The 17,290-nt window shown below is 54.9% G+C and carries 14 protein-coding genes; 7 read left to right on the top strand and 7 right to left on the bottom strand.

Annotation, left to right across the window (positions count from 1 at the left end; genetic code table 11):
* Positions 1-115: 115 nt before the first annotated feature.
* The 3 genes from Mal52_RS30295 to Mal52_RS24380 all read right to left on the bottom strand — a co-directional run bounded on the left by Mal52_RS30295 (position 116) and on the right by Mal52_RS24380 (position 2,442).
* Positions 116-1,141 carry a hypothetical protein gene (locus Mal52_RS30295; protein ID WP_231962434.1) on the bottom strand — a complete coding sequence of 342 codons (1,026 nt, stop codon included), beginning with the start codon at positions 1,139-1,141 and terminating at the stop codon, positions 116-118.
* A complete protein-coding gene (locus tag Mal52_RS24375) occupies positions 1,119-1,409 on the bottom strand; it encodes a hypothetical protein (protein WP_145379120.1) in 291 nt (96 codons plus the stop codon). The genes Mal52_RS30295 and Mal52_RS24375 overlap by 23 nt, the downstream gene beginning before the upstream one ends.
* 241 nt (positions 1,410-1,650) lie before the next feature.
* Positions 1,651-2,442: a hypothetical protein gene (locus tag Mal52_RS24380; RefSeq protein ID WP_145379121.1), complete on the bottom strand. Its 792-nt coding sequence runs from the start codon at positions 2,440-2,442 to the stop codon at positions 1,651-1,653.
* A 205-nt stretch (positions 2,443-2,647) separates the two neighbouring features.
* Here Mal52_RS24380 and panB point away from each other — a divergent pair, with 205 nt between their 5' ends.
* A complete protein-coding gene (gene panB, locus Mal52_RS24385; protein WP_145379122.1) occupies positions 2,648-3,472 on the top strand; it encodes a 3-methyl-2-oxobutanoate hydroxymethyltransferase in 825 nt (274 codons plus the stop codon).
* A gap of 47 nt (positions 3,473-3,519) precedes the next feature.
* Here the strand turns inward: panB and Mal52_RS24390 are convergent, their stop codons facing one another.
* The gene (locus Mal52_RS24390) at positions 3,520-3,702 is read right to left on the bottom strand and encodes a carbon storage regulator (RefSeq protein WP_197533453.1); all 183 of its coding nucleotides are present in this window, start codon (positions 3,700-3,702) and stop codon (positions 3,520-3,522) included.
* Between the two features lie 355 nt (positions 3,703-4,057).
* Between Mal52_RS24390 and Mal52_RS24395 the strand changes: the two genes are divergently transcribed.
* On the top strand, positions 4,058-5,062 hold the full coding sequence (locus Mal52_RS24395) for a D-2-hydroxyacid dehydrogenase (RefSeq protein ID WP_145379124.1): 1,005 nt from the start codon (positions 4,058-4,060) through the stop codon (positions 5,060-5,062).
* Positions 5,063-5,088: 26 nt separating this feature from the next.
* Here Mal52_RS24395 and Mal52_RS24400 read toward each other — a convergent pair whose 3' ends face one another.
* Positions 5,089-7,104, bottom strand: coding sequence for a DUF2079 domain-containing protein (locus tag Mal52_RS24400; protein ID WP_145379125.1), 2,016 nt, complete (start codon positions 7,102-7,104; stop codon positions 5,089-5,091).
* A gap of 128 nt (positions 7,105-7,232) precedes the next feature.
* Here Mal52_RS24400 and Mal52_RS24405 point away from each other — a divergent pair, with 128 nt between their 5' ends.
* The 4 genes from Mal52_RS24405 to Mal52_RS24420 all read left to right on the top strand — a co-directional run bounded on the left by Mal52_RS24405 (position 7,233) and on the right by Mal52_RS24420 (position 11,747).
* Positions 7,233-8,090 (top strand): glycerophosphodiester phosphodiesterase, encoded by an 858-nt coding sequence (locus tag Mal52_RS24405; protein ID WP_145379126.1) that lies wholly within the window; start codon positions 7,233-7,235, stop codon positions 8,088-8,090.
* 160 nt (positions 8,091-8,250) lie between these two features.
* Entirely contained in the window at positions 8,251-9,477 is a 1,227-nt protein-coding gene (locus Mal52_RS24410; RefSeq protein WP_197534443.1) for an enolase C-terminal domain-like protein, read from the top strand.
* 195 nt (positions 9,478-9,672) lie between these two features.
* Positions 9,673-10,416, top strand: coding sequence for a hypothetical protein (locus tag Mal52_RS24415; RefSeq protein ID WP_145379128.1), 744 nt, complete (start codon positions 9,673-9,675; stop codon positions 10,414-10,416).
* A gap of 122 nt (positions 10,417-10,538) precedes the next feature.
* Positions 10,539-11,747, top strand: coding sequence for a PQQ-dependent sugar dehydrogenase (locus Mal52_RS24420; RefSeq protein ID WP_145379129.1), 1,209 nt, complete (start codon positions 10,539-10,541; stop codon positions 11,745-11,747).
* 102 nt (positions 11,748-11,849) lie between these two features.
* On the opposite strand, the gene Mal52_RS24425 is transcribed toward Mal52_RS24420, so the two are convergent.
* Entirely contained in the window at positions 11,850-14,792 is a 2,943-nt protein-coding gene (locus Mal52_RS24425; RefSeq protein ID WP_145379130.1) for a secretin N-terminal domain-containing protein, read from the bottom strand.
* A 537-nt stretch (positions 14,793-15,329) separates the two neighbouring features.
* Between Mal52_RS24425 and Mal52_RS24430 the strand changes: the two genes are divergently transcribed.
* Positions 15,330-16,703, top strand: coding sequence for a DUF1501 domain-containing protein (locus Mal52_RS24430; protein ID WP_145379131.1), 1,374 nt, complete (start codon positions 15,330-15,332; stop codon positions 16,701-16,703).
* 23 nt (positions 16,704-16,726) lie between these two features.
* Here Mal52_RS24430 and tsaE read toward each other — a convergent pair whose 3' ends face one another.
* Complete coding sequence (gene tsaE, locus Mal52_RS24435; RefSeq protein WP_145379132.1) at positions 16,727-17,242, bottom strand: tRNA (adenosine(37)-N6)-threonylcarbamoyltransferase complex ATPase subunit type 1 TsaE; 516 nt, start codon at positions 17,240-17,242, stop codon at positions 16,727-16,729.
* Positions 17,243-17,290: the final 48 nt, after the last annotated feature.

Genomic DNA, 17,290 nt, shown 5'->3' on the forward strand with positions numbered 1-17,290 from the left:
GCGCGGGGAATGATACTCCACCAGCGGGCGCGAGGACAACCAGCATCAGCATTTCGCCGCAACACAGACTGCAAAACCGGGGCTGGACAATTGTGAAAGCGTCAGCACTGCGGGCTCAATCGCGAAACCAACCGATTTTGGCGCGATTTTTATAATACACCGTGCCGAGCTGATGCATGACCACGATGGAGACGTACAGCAGCAGCAGTGCCGAAATCGTGTGGACAAACAACATCATCAACAGACTGTCCGGCCCCAGCATAGACATGATCACGGCGCCCAATAAAAAATAGACGACCAACACACTGGCCGAGAGCAAGCAACAGGTTAAATATTGCCGTGGCAATTTGAAAATCGCCCCCAGAACGTACAGAGGGTTGGCAGCCAATATTGAATTGAACAGCGTCGCGGCCAGCAAGGCCATGGGTGAGTAAAATGCACCGATCAGCAGCAGGATTTCGCCGACTTCCGCAGGAGTCTCCCAGGCAAACCACCACCGGAGCAGGTGGAATCCCCACCAGGGAGACAATCCCAAGACAATCGCACCACACCAAGTGACCGCATCTTGAAGCACATCTTCACCGGAGGATGTTTCAGGCAGTTCGACATCCCCTCCAGCGGCAACACGGACGACCTCGCTCAAAAAATGGAAAAAATATCCCGCAGCGATCAACAGCACGAAAAGTCGAGCGATGTTGGCAACAAGAGACGGGATCGGAATTGACATCATGATTGCGACAAACGCAAAGCCGATTCCCCATCCTAAAAGCGTGAATTTGTTTTCGTCCTGAAACGGGAACTGAAAACTGGCCAACCATGGCCGTTGGGAACGTCGCTTTTCCCGCGATGCTGACCGCCAAGCGGATGGGGCAGCCTTCGATGTGGGCGGCTCACTCGACCGTGCTGCCCGATATGTCGATTTGGTTCGCTTCCTGGAGGAACGCTGCGACGTGTCCATTCGTACAGAAACGAGATCGTCACTGCGGGGAGATTTACCGTCAACAGAATAAGCATCAGGATCCTCACCCAGCTTGGGAACCAACGTCTGTTCCTCACAGGCTGGACAGCGAACGACCTGACCGGCGCGCTGGTCGGGAACTCGTAACCGGGATCCGCAGTCACAACGAAATTCGATGGGCATCGGCGGCCTTTGAGCTGAGAATGATCGATCCACTAAAGCGACTTGTTTTAAGAACCCGCGAGCGAGCGAATTTGCCTCTCTGAAAACGCAGAATCGGCAGATCAGGATCAATCAATACTCCGTCCGGCTCGTGATTTTCGGACAGTGCTTTTTCGGCACAAAGAAAAAGAAAACGTTCCGCACAACAAGGCGCGGAACGTTTTCCAGTGTACCAATGGCGGAAGTGCGGGCCAACGCTTACCACCACGGCGATGAATATATAAAGCATTAATGATGCCAAATCGCACCGTTTTGAGCTAATAAACGCAACACACTGCTGCCAAAAGAGATACAAACCAAACAGACATCTCGATCAACCCGGCCACCTGAAAGAAGTGTCCCATAAATGAACACTGAACAGAATTGCGCGTATTATTTTGCGCCACATGCAGCACAATGCGACACACGCCCTAACTGCCCTGTTCCCTCCGCTTTGTGCACAACCCCCGCGCCCTCTCAATTCGATCACGCTATTTATCTTTTTTCTTATCGATCTCAGCGAAAGGATTGGCCACTGCATTACCTTCGGATTTTTTATCCGACTTCGAGGCGGTGGACGAGCCGCGTGAACGCCTGCGGCCGCGCTTGGAGCCCTTTTCCTGAGCCGCAAAATACTTTTCGGCAGTCAACGGATTCTCCAGATTGACCTCGACCCCGGTCGCCTTAAAACGACCGCGAGTTGGTCTACCAGCCAACACGACCCCCGCTCCTGGAACAATCAATGCGTGGTTCGCCGATTCGATTTTGACCTTATAGCCTTCCTCCAACTGCACGATGCCCGGACCACCGCGCCCGATGTTGATCGCCATCTGCTCCTTATCCAACTGAGTGATCACCCCCATCACCTCGAGGACTTCATCAGTCTTGCCCTTTTTGACACCGCGAAACCGCGAGCCATCCAAGTAAACTTTGAATTCCTTGCCGAACAACTTCTTATCTTTAGTTTGGTAAGCCTTTGTATAGACGACTGCGCCGCGCCGTAGAAAGCCGGAATCCCCGTCTCCCTTGATCACCAGGGGCGTACGCGTTGTGAGCAGTTGCTCGACGGTTTCCCCGTCCTCCGTCTCGATCGACAAGACCAGCGTGCGGCCTTTTTTCTCGACGGATTTGATTTTTCCCGCCAGAGTATTTGCCGGATCGGGCTTTGTGGTCTTATTTTGAGCAAACGCCGACTCTGCAGCCAGCAGCGCTAGTGCGACCAATCCGGCTGTCATTGCGCTGTATCGCATCGCCTGCCTGAGGTTATGGGATCGCAGCATCATCTGTGCTCCTGACGTGAAAATAAATGGGTCTGCTTGCCTGTTGAAGCGGGCATAGCGAACCTATGTGACTTCGGAGACCTCGTTCGTTAGGATACACCGGTTGAGTGCCGACGGCAATCATTTTCCAGATGGCGAGATGAATCCCCCGCGAATCGTCGCGACGGAAGGATTTTGAAATCACCCAAGATTAAAAAGACGCGCCCCGATGACTACAGATGCTGACAACGGCGGACAACCCGCTTCTCCTTGGACCGTGCCTCAATTTTCAGCGGCAAAACAACAGGGCCGCAAGCTCACCGTGTTGACGGCGTACGACTTCACTTGGGCTCAGCTGTTGGATGAAATCGGCATCGACGCCATTCTTGTCGGCGACACGCTGGGCATGGTCGTCCAAGGCCGCAACTCCACGTTACGGGTCACAGTGGATCAGATGATCTACCATGCGGAGATGGTTGTCCGCGCGGTCAAGCAGGCGTTGGTGATCGTGGATATGCCGTTCATGTCGTTTCACGTCAGCCCCGAACAGGCGATGGAAAACGCCGGACGATTGATCAAAGAAACAGGCGCCGCAGCGGTCAAACTCGAAGGGGGAGTCAACCAGGCGGGCACCATTGCAAAATTGACGGGCGCCGATGTGCCGGTGATGGCTCACGTCGGACTCAAGCCACAATCGGTCCTCTCCATTGGCGGCTACAAAGTCCAGCGAGCCAAACAACCATTGCTGGACGATGCCTTAGCTGCTCAAGAAGCGGGGGCATTTGCGATTGTTTTGGAGTGCGTCCCGCGGGAAATTGCCGCCGAAATCACAGCCACGCTGACGATCCCCACAATCGGCATTGGTGCTGGCCCGGATTGCGATGGACAGGTTTTGGTGACCAACGACATGCTGGGGCTAACCCCTGGATTCACACCGAAATTTCTCAAAAAATACGCTGACCTGCGAAACACTGTCGAAACATCGGTGCGGAATTACATCCAGGAAACCCGTGACAATTCGTTTCCAGACGATTCGCACAGCTTCCACGAATGATGCTGCTCAGCAATCGGGTGGGTCAGTTCAAGTTGTCATGCATTGAGTTAGTTGAGCTGCAATTCCGCCTCTTGTGTTTTCAGGTACAGGATCTCTTCCCAGTAGTTCAGTTCGCCATCCGTGGAGGTTATGCCCAAGCGGACGTATTCGTCGGTAATCTCCACAACGGTTAAGGTCAAGTTTTTGCCAAACTGAATCGATTCGCTTTCAGCACGTGAGATGACTTGCATCAACCAGCCTCTTGAATCTGAATAAGAGTCGAAAGAAGAAATCAGAAAACACGCATCAAACGTCATGCGTTGGTGTCCCATTTTGTCGAACACTCCTCGGAAGAGCAAGCTCCAAAACGCAGGATTATGAATGAAAAAAGTCTTTGTGTTTTCAGGAATCGATACTTGACAAATTACGTTTGCGCGCACCTAAGTGATGAAACAACGACCACGTGACATGGTAACATGTTACCAAAACTGCAAAGTAAACAACGGAATGCACTCGTCCGGACAACTGTGAAAATTCAATCTCAAAACCAAGCCGCGGCGCTTGTGATGACGCATTGCTTTGACGCCTCAAGAGAACCGAAACACCATGAAAAAACTTGTCATCTATCCGCCTGTCGACGACCTGCGCTTGCAAAGAATTCTTGATGCGGCGCAAGACATGGTGGTTGTGAATGCAGCGGATCAAGCCACTGCCGACGAAGCAATCGTCGAAGCCACCGCGTTCTTTGGCAAGCTCACGCCACAGCTATTAGCGCGTGCCAAAAAATTGGAATGGGTGCAGTCCCCGACCGCTAGTTTGGAGCATTACCTCTTCCCGGAATTGGTCGCGCATCCTTGCCAGTTGACGAATATGCGAGGCTTGTTTTACGACGTCATCGCGGATCATGTGCTGGGCTACGTGCTGATGTTCGCGCGAAATTCCCATATTTATTTGCGGCAACAAATGCAATCGCGTTGGGAACCGGTTGGCGGAGAAGACGCGCGGGCCGATTTTGTGAACGGGCCGGGTCAAGTCAATGCCATCGACCGCGGCGCACTGCATCTGGCCGATTGCACACTGGGGATTGTCGGCGTAGGAAGCATCGGTGGGGAAATCGCTTGTCGGGCGCGCGCCTTTGGCATGCATGTGCTGGGCGTCGATCCGGTCCGCCGTGAAATCCCCGATGTCCTGCCGGAAATTTGGCCGATCCGCCAACTCCCCGACCTGTTGGCCTCCAGTGATTTTGTGGTGATCGCCGCCCCGCACACGCCGGAGACAGAAAAACTTTTCTCTGCCCAGCAGTTTCAGCAAATGCGTGACTCGGCCTATCTGATCAATATCGGACGGGGGGCGATTGTCGATCTAGCGGCGCTGAGTACCGCTCTCGAAGCAGGACAGATTGCCGGCGCCGCTCTGGACGTGTTTGAAGTCGAACCGCTTCCCGCTGACCACGCGTTGTGGGGTATGGAAAACGTACTGATCACGCCGCACGTAGCAGCCGCCTCACCGCGCATCGCCGAACGGCATACCGAAACACTACTGGAGAATATTCGCCGTTACATCAACGGTGAAGAGTTCTTGACCCCTGCTGACAAACAGAAGTGGTTTTGAGCGTGCGGGATGGAATGGCCGGCCTATCAGCGTCGGCGACGCAGCACGATGAAGTAGCCATCGGTGCGATCGGGTAACAATTCCCAGGTTTGCGGGCTGTCGCGAAATTCCTTGACCTCGCTGGGCAGCTTGATGTTGCTGTAGCGATGCCGCGTATCGATCACGATATAATCCGTGTCGTCCGGGACAATGGGGCGGTAGTCGCTGTAGTCATACGACCGCGCGTAATGCGTGAAGCGCGGATGCACGAAATCGGTCGAGGCGACTTTTGATTCCGCGGGGATTTGCTCAATCACTTCCGCGAATTTCTCAGCCCGTTCGCCCGGCACGTACCAGCGTCCCCAATAAAAAGCAGATGTGGGATCCCAGAATGCGATTCCTGTTGGACCGATACTGAAAAACAAACCCGTACACAACGCGCAGGCGAATGCCCACCGCGGCCGGAATCGTGCGGTGGTTGTCAGCGACGCGGCTGCTGCCCAGAAAATTATCGGGATCAACGGCGCATGGAAATGGTGTTGCGTATCACGGGCAATTTGATTCAGGCACAACACCCCAAACAACGGAGCCGCCACCGCCAACCGCGTGGGGGACAACAATGGCAAGCCACCGAGCGGTAACAATAGATACATTGCGAACAGCAAGTTGCCCGGTGTGAACAAATACTCGGCCACTCGCAGTGGATGCATGAAGACATTGCGCACCATTTCGCCGGGCGTTGCGCCCAGATCTTCGGGGAAATAACGTACGTAATGCACATCGCCGCCGCGAAATAAGGGGATGGCAAATTTGATCACCAACATCAAATACAGCACCCCAAACAGCGCCAAACATCCCCCCAGCCACCAGAGTCGTTTGCGCGGCATGGTATGATCCGCCTCCGCCTGCCGGTGCAGGGCGATCCAAACTCCCAACGGGGCGATGATCATCGCGTAGTCTTCTTTGGCCGAGAGCGCCACGGCAAGTAACAACAGCATTGTTTTAACGCGCCCGCGCTCCCATTGATCGAGCGCGAAGAGTATCGCCGGCACGCCGAAACAAATCGGGCGGAACGTCTTGAAGTCGATTTCGATGTCTAAAAAATGCAGCGGAAAATAGAGCAGGTACGCGCCGGCGAGCAGGGCGGCCCCGCGGCGCGACCCGGAATGCCGCCTCCCGATGAAAAACACCGCCAACGCCCCGCTGGCTAAGGCGAGGGTTTCGCACAATTCCAACGTCAGGTGCGAACGCCAGATGAGATACACCGGCAACAACAACACATGCACGACTTGGATATGCTCGCCCAAAAACAGACGAAACTCCGGCGGCTGCCGTTCGGTGTTGTAATCCAAAAAGCTGCGAAAGCCTTTGCCATGCGTGAGATTCCAAAGATGCTCTTCATACATCGCGGAATCGCCGTGTGGCGTTTGCAGTCCGTAATACAGCTGCCGGTTCATGGTGAAGAAACAGCCCACGAACAGCGCGATTCCCAACCACAATGCCCAGGGAACGCGCTGTGGTGGTGTGGTGTCGAGATTCTTGGATTCCTGCAGCGGCGCCGCCAATGTGAAAAATGTCGCCCCCCAACCGGCGCAGCTGATTGCCAACCAAAATGGCGTACTGGCGGTGACGAATGGATTCCACGTGCCTCCCAGGGAAACCAGCCACAGGATTTGCCAGACAAACGGCAGCAACAACCACGGCCAGCCTCGCCAGCCCCAGTAGGCGAGCGAATCGACGTATTCTTCGCCGCGTTTGCGACTCAACCAGGCCGCCCCGGCTAGCCACGTTGCGATACTCGCCGTGCCATTGATCAGCAGCAAACGGAAAAAGGGAACGACCGCTGTGAGTGCATTGGCGGCGGGATTGGCTTTTATTTCGCCGCCAAAAATGCCAACGACCTTTCGCCACAGGCCGGAACTGATCATATTGGAGGAGAGCGATTGATCCTCAAGCAGCATCTGCAGGCCGATGCAATAGGCCAACGTGCCACCAATCACCATGCCCAGCGCCCAAGAGAGACGCGGTGGCAGTGCCTGCGGACTGGCGTGAGGATTGGACATGGACGGCTTCGATGGTACGGGAGAAATCTTGAATGGCGGCGACCGCCCCGTGATTGATGTTAGTGTAATCCTCCCCCGTTCATCCACTCCGCTTCCAGGGAATTCCTACGTAGGCAGAAAGACCAAACATGCGACAACCGATTTTTCTATTGTTATTCAGTGCACTCGCCATCACGACGACGGGGGTCAGTCCGACTTTTGCTGAGTCTCCCCAGAGCATCGAGATGCCGAAGCGGGGGATTTGCGCACATCGCGGGGCGAGCAATACGCATCCGGAGAATACCTTAGCCGCGTTTCGCGAGGCGATTCGATTGGGGGCGCAGATGATCGAATTTGATGTTGCTCTCACCAAGGACGGGCAACTGGTGTTGATGCACGACCCCAAACTCGACCGCACGACAGACGGTAGCGGCCCGGTCGGGGACTACACGATGGCGGAACTCAAGAAATTGGATGCAGGAAGTTGGAAGTCGGCTGAATTTGCCGGAGAACGAATTCCGACGCTCGATGAAGCTTTAGAGGTGATGCCGGAAAATATTTGGTTGAATGTGCACCTGAAAGGGAATGCGGAATTGGCCGAGAAGACGACGCAGCGAATCATCGCGCATCAGCGGCAGCATCAAGCATTTTTGGCCTGCAACAAAAAAGCCGCCGAGGCAGCCCGTCGCGTTGATGCGGATATTCTCATCTGCAACATGGAGCGCCAAGGCAATAACCTGCAATACGTCGACGAAACGATCGCCATGGGAGCGGGCTTTATTCAATTGCTGCGTGGAAAAACGGTTTCCCCCGACCACACGCAAAAACTCACGATGCACCACGTGCGGATCAATTATTGTTGTGCGAACGATGCGGAGGTCGTGCGGCAATTGTTTCAAAGCGGCGTCCAATTCCCGCTGGTCGATGAATTGGCGGCGATGCTAAAGGTGGCGGACGAGGCCGGCATCGCGCGGTTGAAACCGGTCTATCGGCCGAAGGCAAAGTGACAGGGCTGGTCATCAACGGCCCTCCAAGTCTAGCGATCCCGGGTGGCACTGGCGGCTTGCCCGTTAGTGTTTTGCTGCATCACGTAATTCGCACTGGCGGACAAGCCGCCAGTGGCACCCTTTTTTAATACACCATGAACGTGGATACCGTGATAGGGGCGTGCCGTTGAAAATCACCGAAGTGAAAACGATCCTCACCGCTCCGGCGGGGATTCGACTGGTGGTGGTCAAAGTGCTGACCGACCAACCGGGGCTGTACGGGCTGGGCTGCGCGACCTTCACACAACGTGCGCGGGTGGTGCAGACAGCGGTCGATGAATATTTGCGGCCGTTCTTGCTTGGTAAAAATCCGCTCGACATCGAAGACATCTGGCAGTCGGCGTTTGTCAGTTCCTATTGGAGGAATGGTCCGGTGCTGAACAATGCCCTGAGTGGTGTCGATATGGCGCTGTGGGATATCCTGGGAAAAGTCGCCGGAGTGCCCGTCTATCAACTGTTGGGAGGCAAATGCCGCACAGCTGTCGATACGTATCGGCATGCCTCGGGCAGTGATTTCCAAGAAGTCGAAGACCAAGTCCGCGGATTTCTACAGGCGGGTTACCGCCATGTGCGGGCGCAGGTCGCGATTCCCGGTATGGGGACCTATGGCAGTGGAGAGACAACGGGCGCGGGAGATGTTCCTGAAAATCGCCGCACCGAAATCTGGGAACCACGCCCCTACGTTCGGGCGATTCCGCGATTGTTTGAGCATCTGCGAAATCAACTAGGCGACGAAGTGGAATTGATTCACGACGTGCACGAACGTGTGCCGCCGACTTTGGCGATGGGACTGGCCAAAGATTTGGAGCAACTTCGTTTGTTCTATCTGGAGGATCCGTTTAGTCCGGAGGATGCGAGTTATTTTTCGCAGTTGCGGCAACAAACCAGCACGCCGCTAGCCATGGGTGAGTTGTTCAATAATCCGCATGAATGGATGCCGTTGGTGAGCGGGAGACTGATTGATTTTATTCGCGTGCATATTTCGCAAATCGGGGGACTGACCCCCGCTCGCAAAATGACCGCCATGTGTGAGTTGTTTGGCGTGCGGACCGCTTGGCATGGACCAGGGGATGTCTCGCCGGTGGGGCATGCGGCCAATATTCACCTGGATTTGGCTGTCCCGAATTTTGGCATTCAAGAAGCCCACGCATTCAACCAAGCCGAACAGGATGTCTTCCCCGGCTGCCCGGAATTGCGTGACGGGTATTACCATGTGAATGATCGTCCCGGACTGGGGATTGACCTCGATGAAACGTTGGCGGCGAAGTTCCCAATCACCGGCGCCCCGCCGTTTGATATGTTCTGGGGCAATTATCGCCGCGCAGACGGCACGATCGTCAAACCGTAACATCCCCGCCGTTCGTATCCTCCTGGCGTCCAGTTCGATACAATCAAACAACACCGTATTTTTTCGTCGGTCGTCAACTCGATTCGAGGTGTTGTTGATATGTCAGGCTCAAAGGCAATTGGTTTCGTTTTTGTTGTGGCTACTTTTTGTTTCGCCGGTTTCGCCGGTTGGGCAGGCCATTCGCACGACCACTTCGTGAGCACGGTTTCCGCAGAGGAGGCAGATGCCAAGTGGGGCGATCTGAGCGGACAGTTCATCTACGGTGGTGAACCGCCGGTGCCCGAAGCATTGGAACTCAACAAGGATGCCGAATTCTGCGGGCCGTTCGATCTGCATTCCGAACAACTGCGGGTCGACAAAGAAAGTCGCGGCATCGCCAATGTCGTGATCTGGCTGGAAATGCCACGACGTCAGACGCCGCCGATTCATGAGTCGTATGCCGAATCAGCCAAGGCGGATGTCTTGTTGGCCAATAAGGATTGCCGATTCGTACCGCACGTAACAACGCTGCGAACCACGCAAAAACTGTTGATCAAAAACGACGACAAGATCGCACACAACACCGCCGCGTATTTGAAGCGGAATCTGCCGTTTAACGCTGTTTCCCCCCCCGAAACCGAAGACCGCCGCACGGCGCGTCGTGTCGAGCGGGCGCCGGCGAAGGTCAGTTGTTCGATTCACGCTTGGATGACCGGTTGGCTGCTCGTTCAAGATCATCCCTATATGGCCGTCACCGACAAGGAAGGCCGCTTTACGATCAAAAACCTCCCGGCTGGTGAATGGACGTTTCATGTATGGCACGAAGTTCCGACCGATGTCACGGCAGCCACTCAAGATGGCGCGTCGCAGACCTGGAAAAAGGGCCTCGTGACCGTGACGGTCAAACCGGGAGAGAACGATTTTGGTCAGTGGACGCTCGATCCGAAACTATTCAAATAGCCGTGTGCTTTGAAATCGGTGCCGCTTCGCTCTATTCTCATACGACCTACGAATCAGGTGCGTTGCGTTACGCGCCTGACAAGAACCTTTTTCTACCAATTCACGCAACAGGTGGTCCGCTGATGAAGATGCTTCCGCGTATGACGCTGGTGTTCTCCGCACTGGCTTTGACAGTTTCTATTTTGAGCGCCGCCGGCCGTGCGGCGGAGATTGATGAATCGCCGCTCGCCATCCGTGCGACGCAGGCATTTATCGATCTGGAGTTTCGACGCCCAATCGTGATGACCTACGCCGGCGACGGCAGTGATCGTCTCTTCGTCGCCGAACAAGAAGGGGTGATTCGCGTCTTCAAAAACGATCAGGACGCCACCGAGTCGAGTCCGTTTCTCGATATTGAGTCTCAGGTGGTCTACAAGGACAATGAAAACGAAGAAGGTTTGTTGGGATTCGCGTTTCATCCCAAATACAAAGAGAACGGCCACCTCTTCGTGTATTACACAACGACTGATGCTCCACACACCTCGGTCGTTTCGCGGTTCACCGTCTCCGCCGACAATCCCCAGCACGTGGATCCCAAGACGGAAGTCGAAATTTTGCGTATTCCGCAACCATTTTGGAATCACAACGGCGGCACGATTGCCTTTGGGCCGGATGGTTATTTGTACATTGCTCTGGGAGATGGCGGAGCTGGTAATGATCCGATGGGGAATGGACAAAACTTGAAGACATGGTTGGGATCGATCTTGCGGATTGATGTCGACCACAAATCCGATGGAAAGAACTATTCGATTCCCAAGGACAACCCGTTCGTGAAGACCCCCGGTGCGCGTCCGGAGATTTATGCCTACGGCGTTCGCAATATCTGGCGGTTGTCTTTTGACCGTAAAACCGGCCTATGCTGGGCTGCGGACGTGGGACAGAACATTTGGGAAGAAATTGACATCATCGTCAAAGGTGGCAACTACGGTTGGAACCTGCGTGAAGCGAAGCACAAATTCGGTCCCAACGGGGTCGGGCCGCGCAAGGATTTGATCGATCCGATTTGGGAATACCATCACGACATCGGCAAATCGATCACCGGCGGGCAGGTTTATCGTGGTAAGAAATTCCCAGAATTGGCCGGCTCGTATTTGTATGCCGACTACGTGAGCGGCCGCATTTGGGCCTTGAAGTACGACGCCGACAAAAAGGTCGTGACCGCTAACCGCAGCATCAGTTGGCCGGAAGGAGTCGACCCGCTGCCGGTGATGTCGTTCGGCGAGGACGAACAAGGCGAAGCGTACATGCTCACCCCATCAGGTCACATTTTCGGGTTTGAGAAAGCTGAATAACACGCGCATGAAAAATCCCCCACTCCTCGTAGAAAACCGAGGGGTGGGGGATTTTCGTTTGATTGTGCAACCCTGATTACGCAATCCTGACAGCAAAGCGAGTCAGTTCAGTATCGCTGCGGCTGCGGCATCTTGTTGTTGCTGCTGTTGCTTTCGCTGCATTTCTTTTTGCTTCTCTGCTTCTTGCCTTTTCTTTTCGTCTTCCGATGGCCGCGGGTTGAGCAGTTTGGCCAGGTTCTCATGGATCGCTGCGGAATCCATACCCGGCTTGAGTTTGACGACCTGCATATTGGATTCCAGCGGCGCGGCAGAATTTTCAAGTTCTTTGATCATGATTCCCACGTTGTGCAAAATGGCTTCCGTGGCTGAGACGATCAACGTGTTGGTCTTGGGGTCGACCCCGATCGACAAGTCCCCCTTAAAGCGGCCTTGGCTCAGCTCATCCTTGTCATCGTCGCCGTACATGTCGGCGTAGCGAATGTTGGTTTGTTTTTTCGGCTGATTTTCCAGCGCCTTGTCATTGGCGCTGAGCAAGTCGCGATAAACATCCTTAATCGCTAGGGAAACGTCTTTCGCGCTGTTGTGCTTGAGTTTGAAGATCTGCACATGTCGCACATTGCGCGAGTTGGGCGGCAAGGCTTTGTCGTACAATTCAATGAGCTGCTCAACGGTTTTCCATTGGGTGGCATCTCCGCCGCGGACCATGATTGAGTTCGTGTCGACATCGACGATGAATTTCAATTTCTTACGCTTGGATAAACTTCGCGTTTCGTCTTTTGAGCTATCGTCGTTATCGTACCAGGAAGACCAGTAGGGGCGGCGTTGTTTGTCGTCATCGTCATCTTCTTTGAAGAAGTCCTCTAGATTGAAGCTGACCCAATAGGCGGACGCATATTTGAGGAAGAAGACTTTGTAGGTCTTCGGTGGCGGTGCGATGTCGACCATCAAATCTTCCAGAATGTCGAGTGCAGCGGGGTCGTCGCAACTGATGACGAGACGTCCATCGTGCGTACGGCGGATCGAGATAGGCGGCGCTTCGGCTTTGCGGACGTCCGCGGGACGCCCGGCTTGTTGATTGTTGCCCGCATCGGCTGAGGCTGCATCAACCGGCGCTGCTTCAACCGGTTTCTCAGTGGCCGGTTCTTTAGCCGCCGCCTTTTCTTCATAGAAATTCGCCAACTGCAGGCGCGGTTGAATCGGTCGGGCAGCGGTCTTGGGTTCGGCCGCTTCATCCTGTTGTTCCTCAGCCGGTTCGTCTGATTTCGGAGTTTCAACTGGCTCGGGGAGAATCAATTCATTGGGAGCGATGTTCGGCCAAATCTTCCGTAGGCGTTCTAAAACCTTTTCGGAATCCTCGGGAGATACCGCTTCCATCAATCGCATCTTGCTGCGGTTCTGGCCGGGAGCCCGGATTTCGCCCAACTTGACCAACAGCTCTTCCACCGAATCCAACTCAATGTCGTTGGCCCACAGCAGCAGGCGGTTGTTGTCCATGTCGGCATCGACACGGAATTTGTCATCTTTTTCGTCCTTTTCATTGGACCCGTAACCGCCATATCCCCAATAGCGCGAGCGGCGGTTGTCCTTTTTCTCTTCTTCGCCACCCATCATGAATTTAATCGAGCCGGCGACCTCGATCGCATCCAGCCGTCGCAATTTGATCACGTCAAACCGCCGACCGCTGCCGTCGAGCTTGGCGATCAATTTGCGGATCATCAGATGGTCGGTCATGGAGGCTTTGGCGATGATGGCCTTGTTCTTTTTATCGACTTCCAATTGCGTGCCGATATCCAAGCCCCCCAGGTCTTCCAACATATTGACCAACGTTTCGGGGTCGGTCGCCGCCAAGCGATAGGTTTGCATGCGGTCGATGTTGTTAAACAGCGAGTCGGACGGATCGGCAGCTACGTCCAGCGATTTGATGGCTTGCGTGATGATGGCCATTTTGTTGGGTGGTGCCGTTGCCATGATGCTGTTGCTGCGGGAATTAACAATCAGCCGCACTTCTTCGGGAGCCGAAGCACCGGCATCCCCTCCCTTTTTTTGCTGTTGTTGCTGCATGCGTTGCATCATTTGTTGCATTTGCTGCTGCATCTGGGGATTCGCAGCGCCGGAGACTTCGGCTGTTCGTTTGATCCCCAGAAGATCTTGTAATTGCACCAACGTTTCTGAAGCGCGGGTATGCTTGAGAAAGAACTCCTGCATCACACGGTCTTGACCGATATCGGATTTCTCCATCAATAGATACGATTGGATCTGCCGCAAATTGGCAACGGTATCCATCGCTTCCAGACGATTGAGCGACTCCACTGCGTCCAGGCGGCCATGTTCGGGGCTGATCAACGGTTTGAGTTGTCCTGCCAAATCCTTGGCAATCAACGTATCGAGCACGAACGATGTGCGGACGTATTCGTGGGGCATCAACTTGGCGAGTTCCTCGGGCGTGACCTCCGGTACGACAGCGGGGTTGAGTTCTTTGATCTTCTTCAGGCTGACCACCGAGAGCATTTCTTCATGCAGGATCATGGTGTAACCCCGCGCCAGCAGGTGGCGATTGATCACGTCGCGAGCTTCGTCGACCTCGTAACTGCGGGTTGTGACAAAATTCAAATAGTCGCCCGGCAATTCCTGCCAGTCCAAGTTGAGATGCGCAACGTCGGCCAACTCCTTGAGTACGACCGGCCAGGGAGCGCCACGGAAATTGAAGCGAACTTCGCCATCACCCAGTCTCTGGAGTTTGAGATCTTCCGGCTTGGGCTCCTCTTCCGGTTTAGCGGGCCGCTTGACGGCTGACGTTCCCGGTTCCGCCTTTTTATCATCCGGTTTTTTGTCTTTGTTCTTGTCGTCACCCGGCTTAGCATTGCCGTCTGGTTTGGCTTGTCCCGGTTGAGGTTGGCCAGGCTGCCCTGGTTGAGAGGGCGAGGAGCGCCGACTCCGTACTCCTGCAGGGACGGCAACAGCTTCTTGGGCCTGACAGAGTTCGGGCAATCCGCTGAGCAACAACCCGCAAACAGCCGACAGAAATATGCGATGCATGGAGCGCATGTGAGACTACCTTTTCGTGTTAGAGAACGCATTCCGAACGGTATTTTTTACCCGTATCACGCAAGTGTGAGTACTCGCGGAAGAATCGATCGACACGGGGCTTGCCTGTGAAATCACGGCGAGCAAGAAATCTCGATTTCCCATTTTATCACGGAATAACTTGGCTACAACTGCGAAATGCTCAATCGCGGACTGTTTAAGAAGATGCGACGGGGAGCGAAATTTGTCTATTTTTGCGTCAAACAGGCGTGAGGAGACAGGCTTGAGGTGGTGAGTGGGAAGTCCATTTCGAACTGGCGGACTAGGCTCTAAGCTTCTCCCCCCGCGACCAATCACGAGAAATCGCTCCCCCGATTCTGGCCGCCGGCCACTAGCCACCGACCACTCTACACAGCCGACGACCCTGGTATATTCCCTAGATCACGTTGCATGGATTGCAGTGATTTGAGTAGAATTCACATCAATGCCGCGTGATGCGTTGTGGGCCCCGCAATGACGTGGGACGATTGCCCCCATTTAGGTTGGGAGAAACCGACGATGTTGCAAGTCGATATGGGAAACACGGAAAAGTACTGCGACGGCATGAGTCGCCGCAGCTTTGTACAGTTGGGCGTCGCCGGCATGGCGACTGCGGGATTGGCCGACGTGTTGCGTGCCAAGGAAACTGCGGCAGAGGGTCAACGGGATCGCTCAGTCATCTTGCTGTGGCTCGATGGCGGACCGGGGCACTTGGATCTTTACGATCTGAAACCGGAAGCACCGGCTGAGATTCGTGGTATGTGGAATCCCATTCCTACGAACGTCCCTGGGTTTGAAATCAGCGAACTGTTTCCCCAACAAGCAAAAATCGCCGACAAGTTTTCAATCGTCCGCTCACTCCATCACGGCACGGGCGATCACTTCGCCGGTGGGCATCGTATGCTGACCTCCAAAGCGATGGGTGTCAGCGGCGGGAACAAATCGGGCAAATTCCCTTCCCTCGGTTCCGTGATCACGCGCGAGTTGGGTGCCAAAAACCCGGGCATGCCCAGCTACATCAGCGTACCGGTTGCCAGTAGCATCGGCTTGCGTCCGGGCTACTTCGGCGGAAACTGGTTGGGCGTGCAACACGATCCGTTTCAGACTGGTGGGGATCCGAACAAAGATAAATTCAAAGTCAAAAACCTGAACCTGGCAAAAGGGTTGTCTTTAACCCGGTTGGAGGATCGCCGCGGGTTGTTGACGCAACTCGACACGATTCCCCGCAATGTCGAAAAGACCGCCACGTTCGATGCCATGGACCGGTTCGACAAAAACGCGTTTGAATTTGTCTCCGGTAAAAGCGCGCGGGAGGCTTTTGACCTCAGCCGTGAAGATCCACGGATTCGCGATCTCTATGGACGGCATACCTGGGGCCAAAGCACATTGTTGGCGCGACGGTTGGTCGAAGCCGGCGCACGGTTTGTCACTTGCCACTTTGGTGGCTGGGACAGTCACTGGGATCTCGAATCGAGAATGAACTCGTATTTGCCGCGGGTCGACGCAGCTGTGTCTGGATTGTTCAAAGACCTGGAGCAGCGCGGGCTGTTGGAAAGCACCATGGTTGTGCTCTGCGGCGAATTCAGCCGCACACCACGGATCAACGACGGTGGCAATGGCGGTCCTCCGTTGAGCAAGGGGACACCCGGTCGCGATCACTGGGGGGCTTCGATGTTCTGCCTGATGGGTGGCGGTGGCATTCGCGGCGGGCAGATAATCGGCTCGACCGATAGCAAGGGCTATCGACCGCTTACCCGCGCCGTCCGTCCGGAGCACATCCATGCCACAATCTACAAAGCCATGGGACTCAACCCGGCGCTACATCTCTTAGACCATCGCGGTCGCCCAACCCCGGTCCTGGAAGATCCCACCCCGATTTCGGAATTGCTGTAACCCCCGGCGCGGGTTCCACAATTTCAACCTTCTTTATGCGCGTCGGCGACGTTGCGAGTAACGTCGTTGAGAATTGATTGTGCGATCGGTCCATGGGCGGCGAACTTGAAAACGCGGGTGCTTTCTCCCGTGATGTCGATTTCAATCCGTAGCACATCGTCAGGCAAGACGCCGGCAACGCGGTCTGCCCATTCGATCAAGCAGACGCCTCCGGCTTCAAAGTATTCCTCGACGCCCAGATCCAGAAACTCATCGACGCTGCCCAACCGATACGTATCGAAATGAAAGACCGGCAGTCGACCGGCGTATTCTTGGATCAATACGAATGTTGGACTCGTAACCAACTTTTCGTCGACCTCCAGCGCCTTGGCAACGGCACGAGTCAGACGCGTCTTACCCGCACCGAGGTTGCCCACCAAAGCAATCACCGCCCCCGCTCGAGCAGCGCGTCCTATGGCAGCGCCTATTGCAGCAGTTTCGACTTCGTCATGTGACGTGTACGTCCAGGTTTTCGGGAAGGATGATTCGGAGCCGGGCACAGTGGGGCTTTCTCAATCAGCTGTCGTTACGGAAAATCAAAACCGGCG

The organism is Symmachiella dynata (assembly GCF_007747995.1).
Classification (GTDB): domain Bacteria; phylum Planctomycetota; class Planctomycetia; order Planctomycetales; family Planctomycetaceae; genus Symmachiella; species Symmachiella dynata.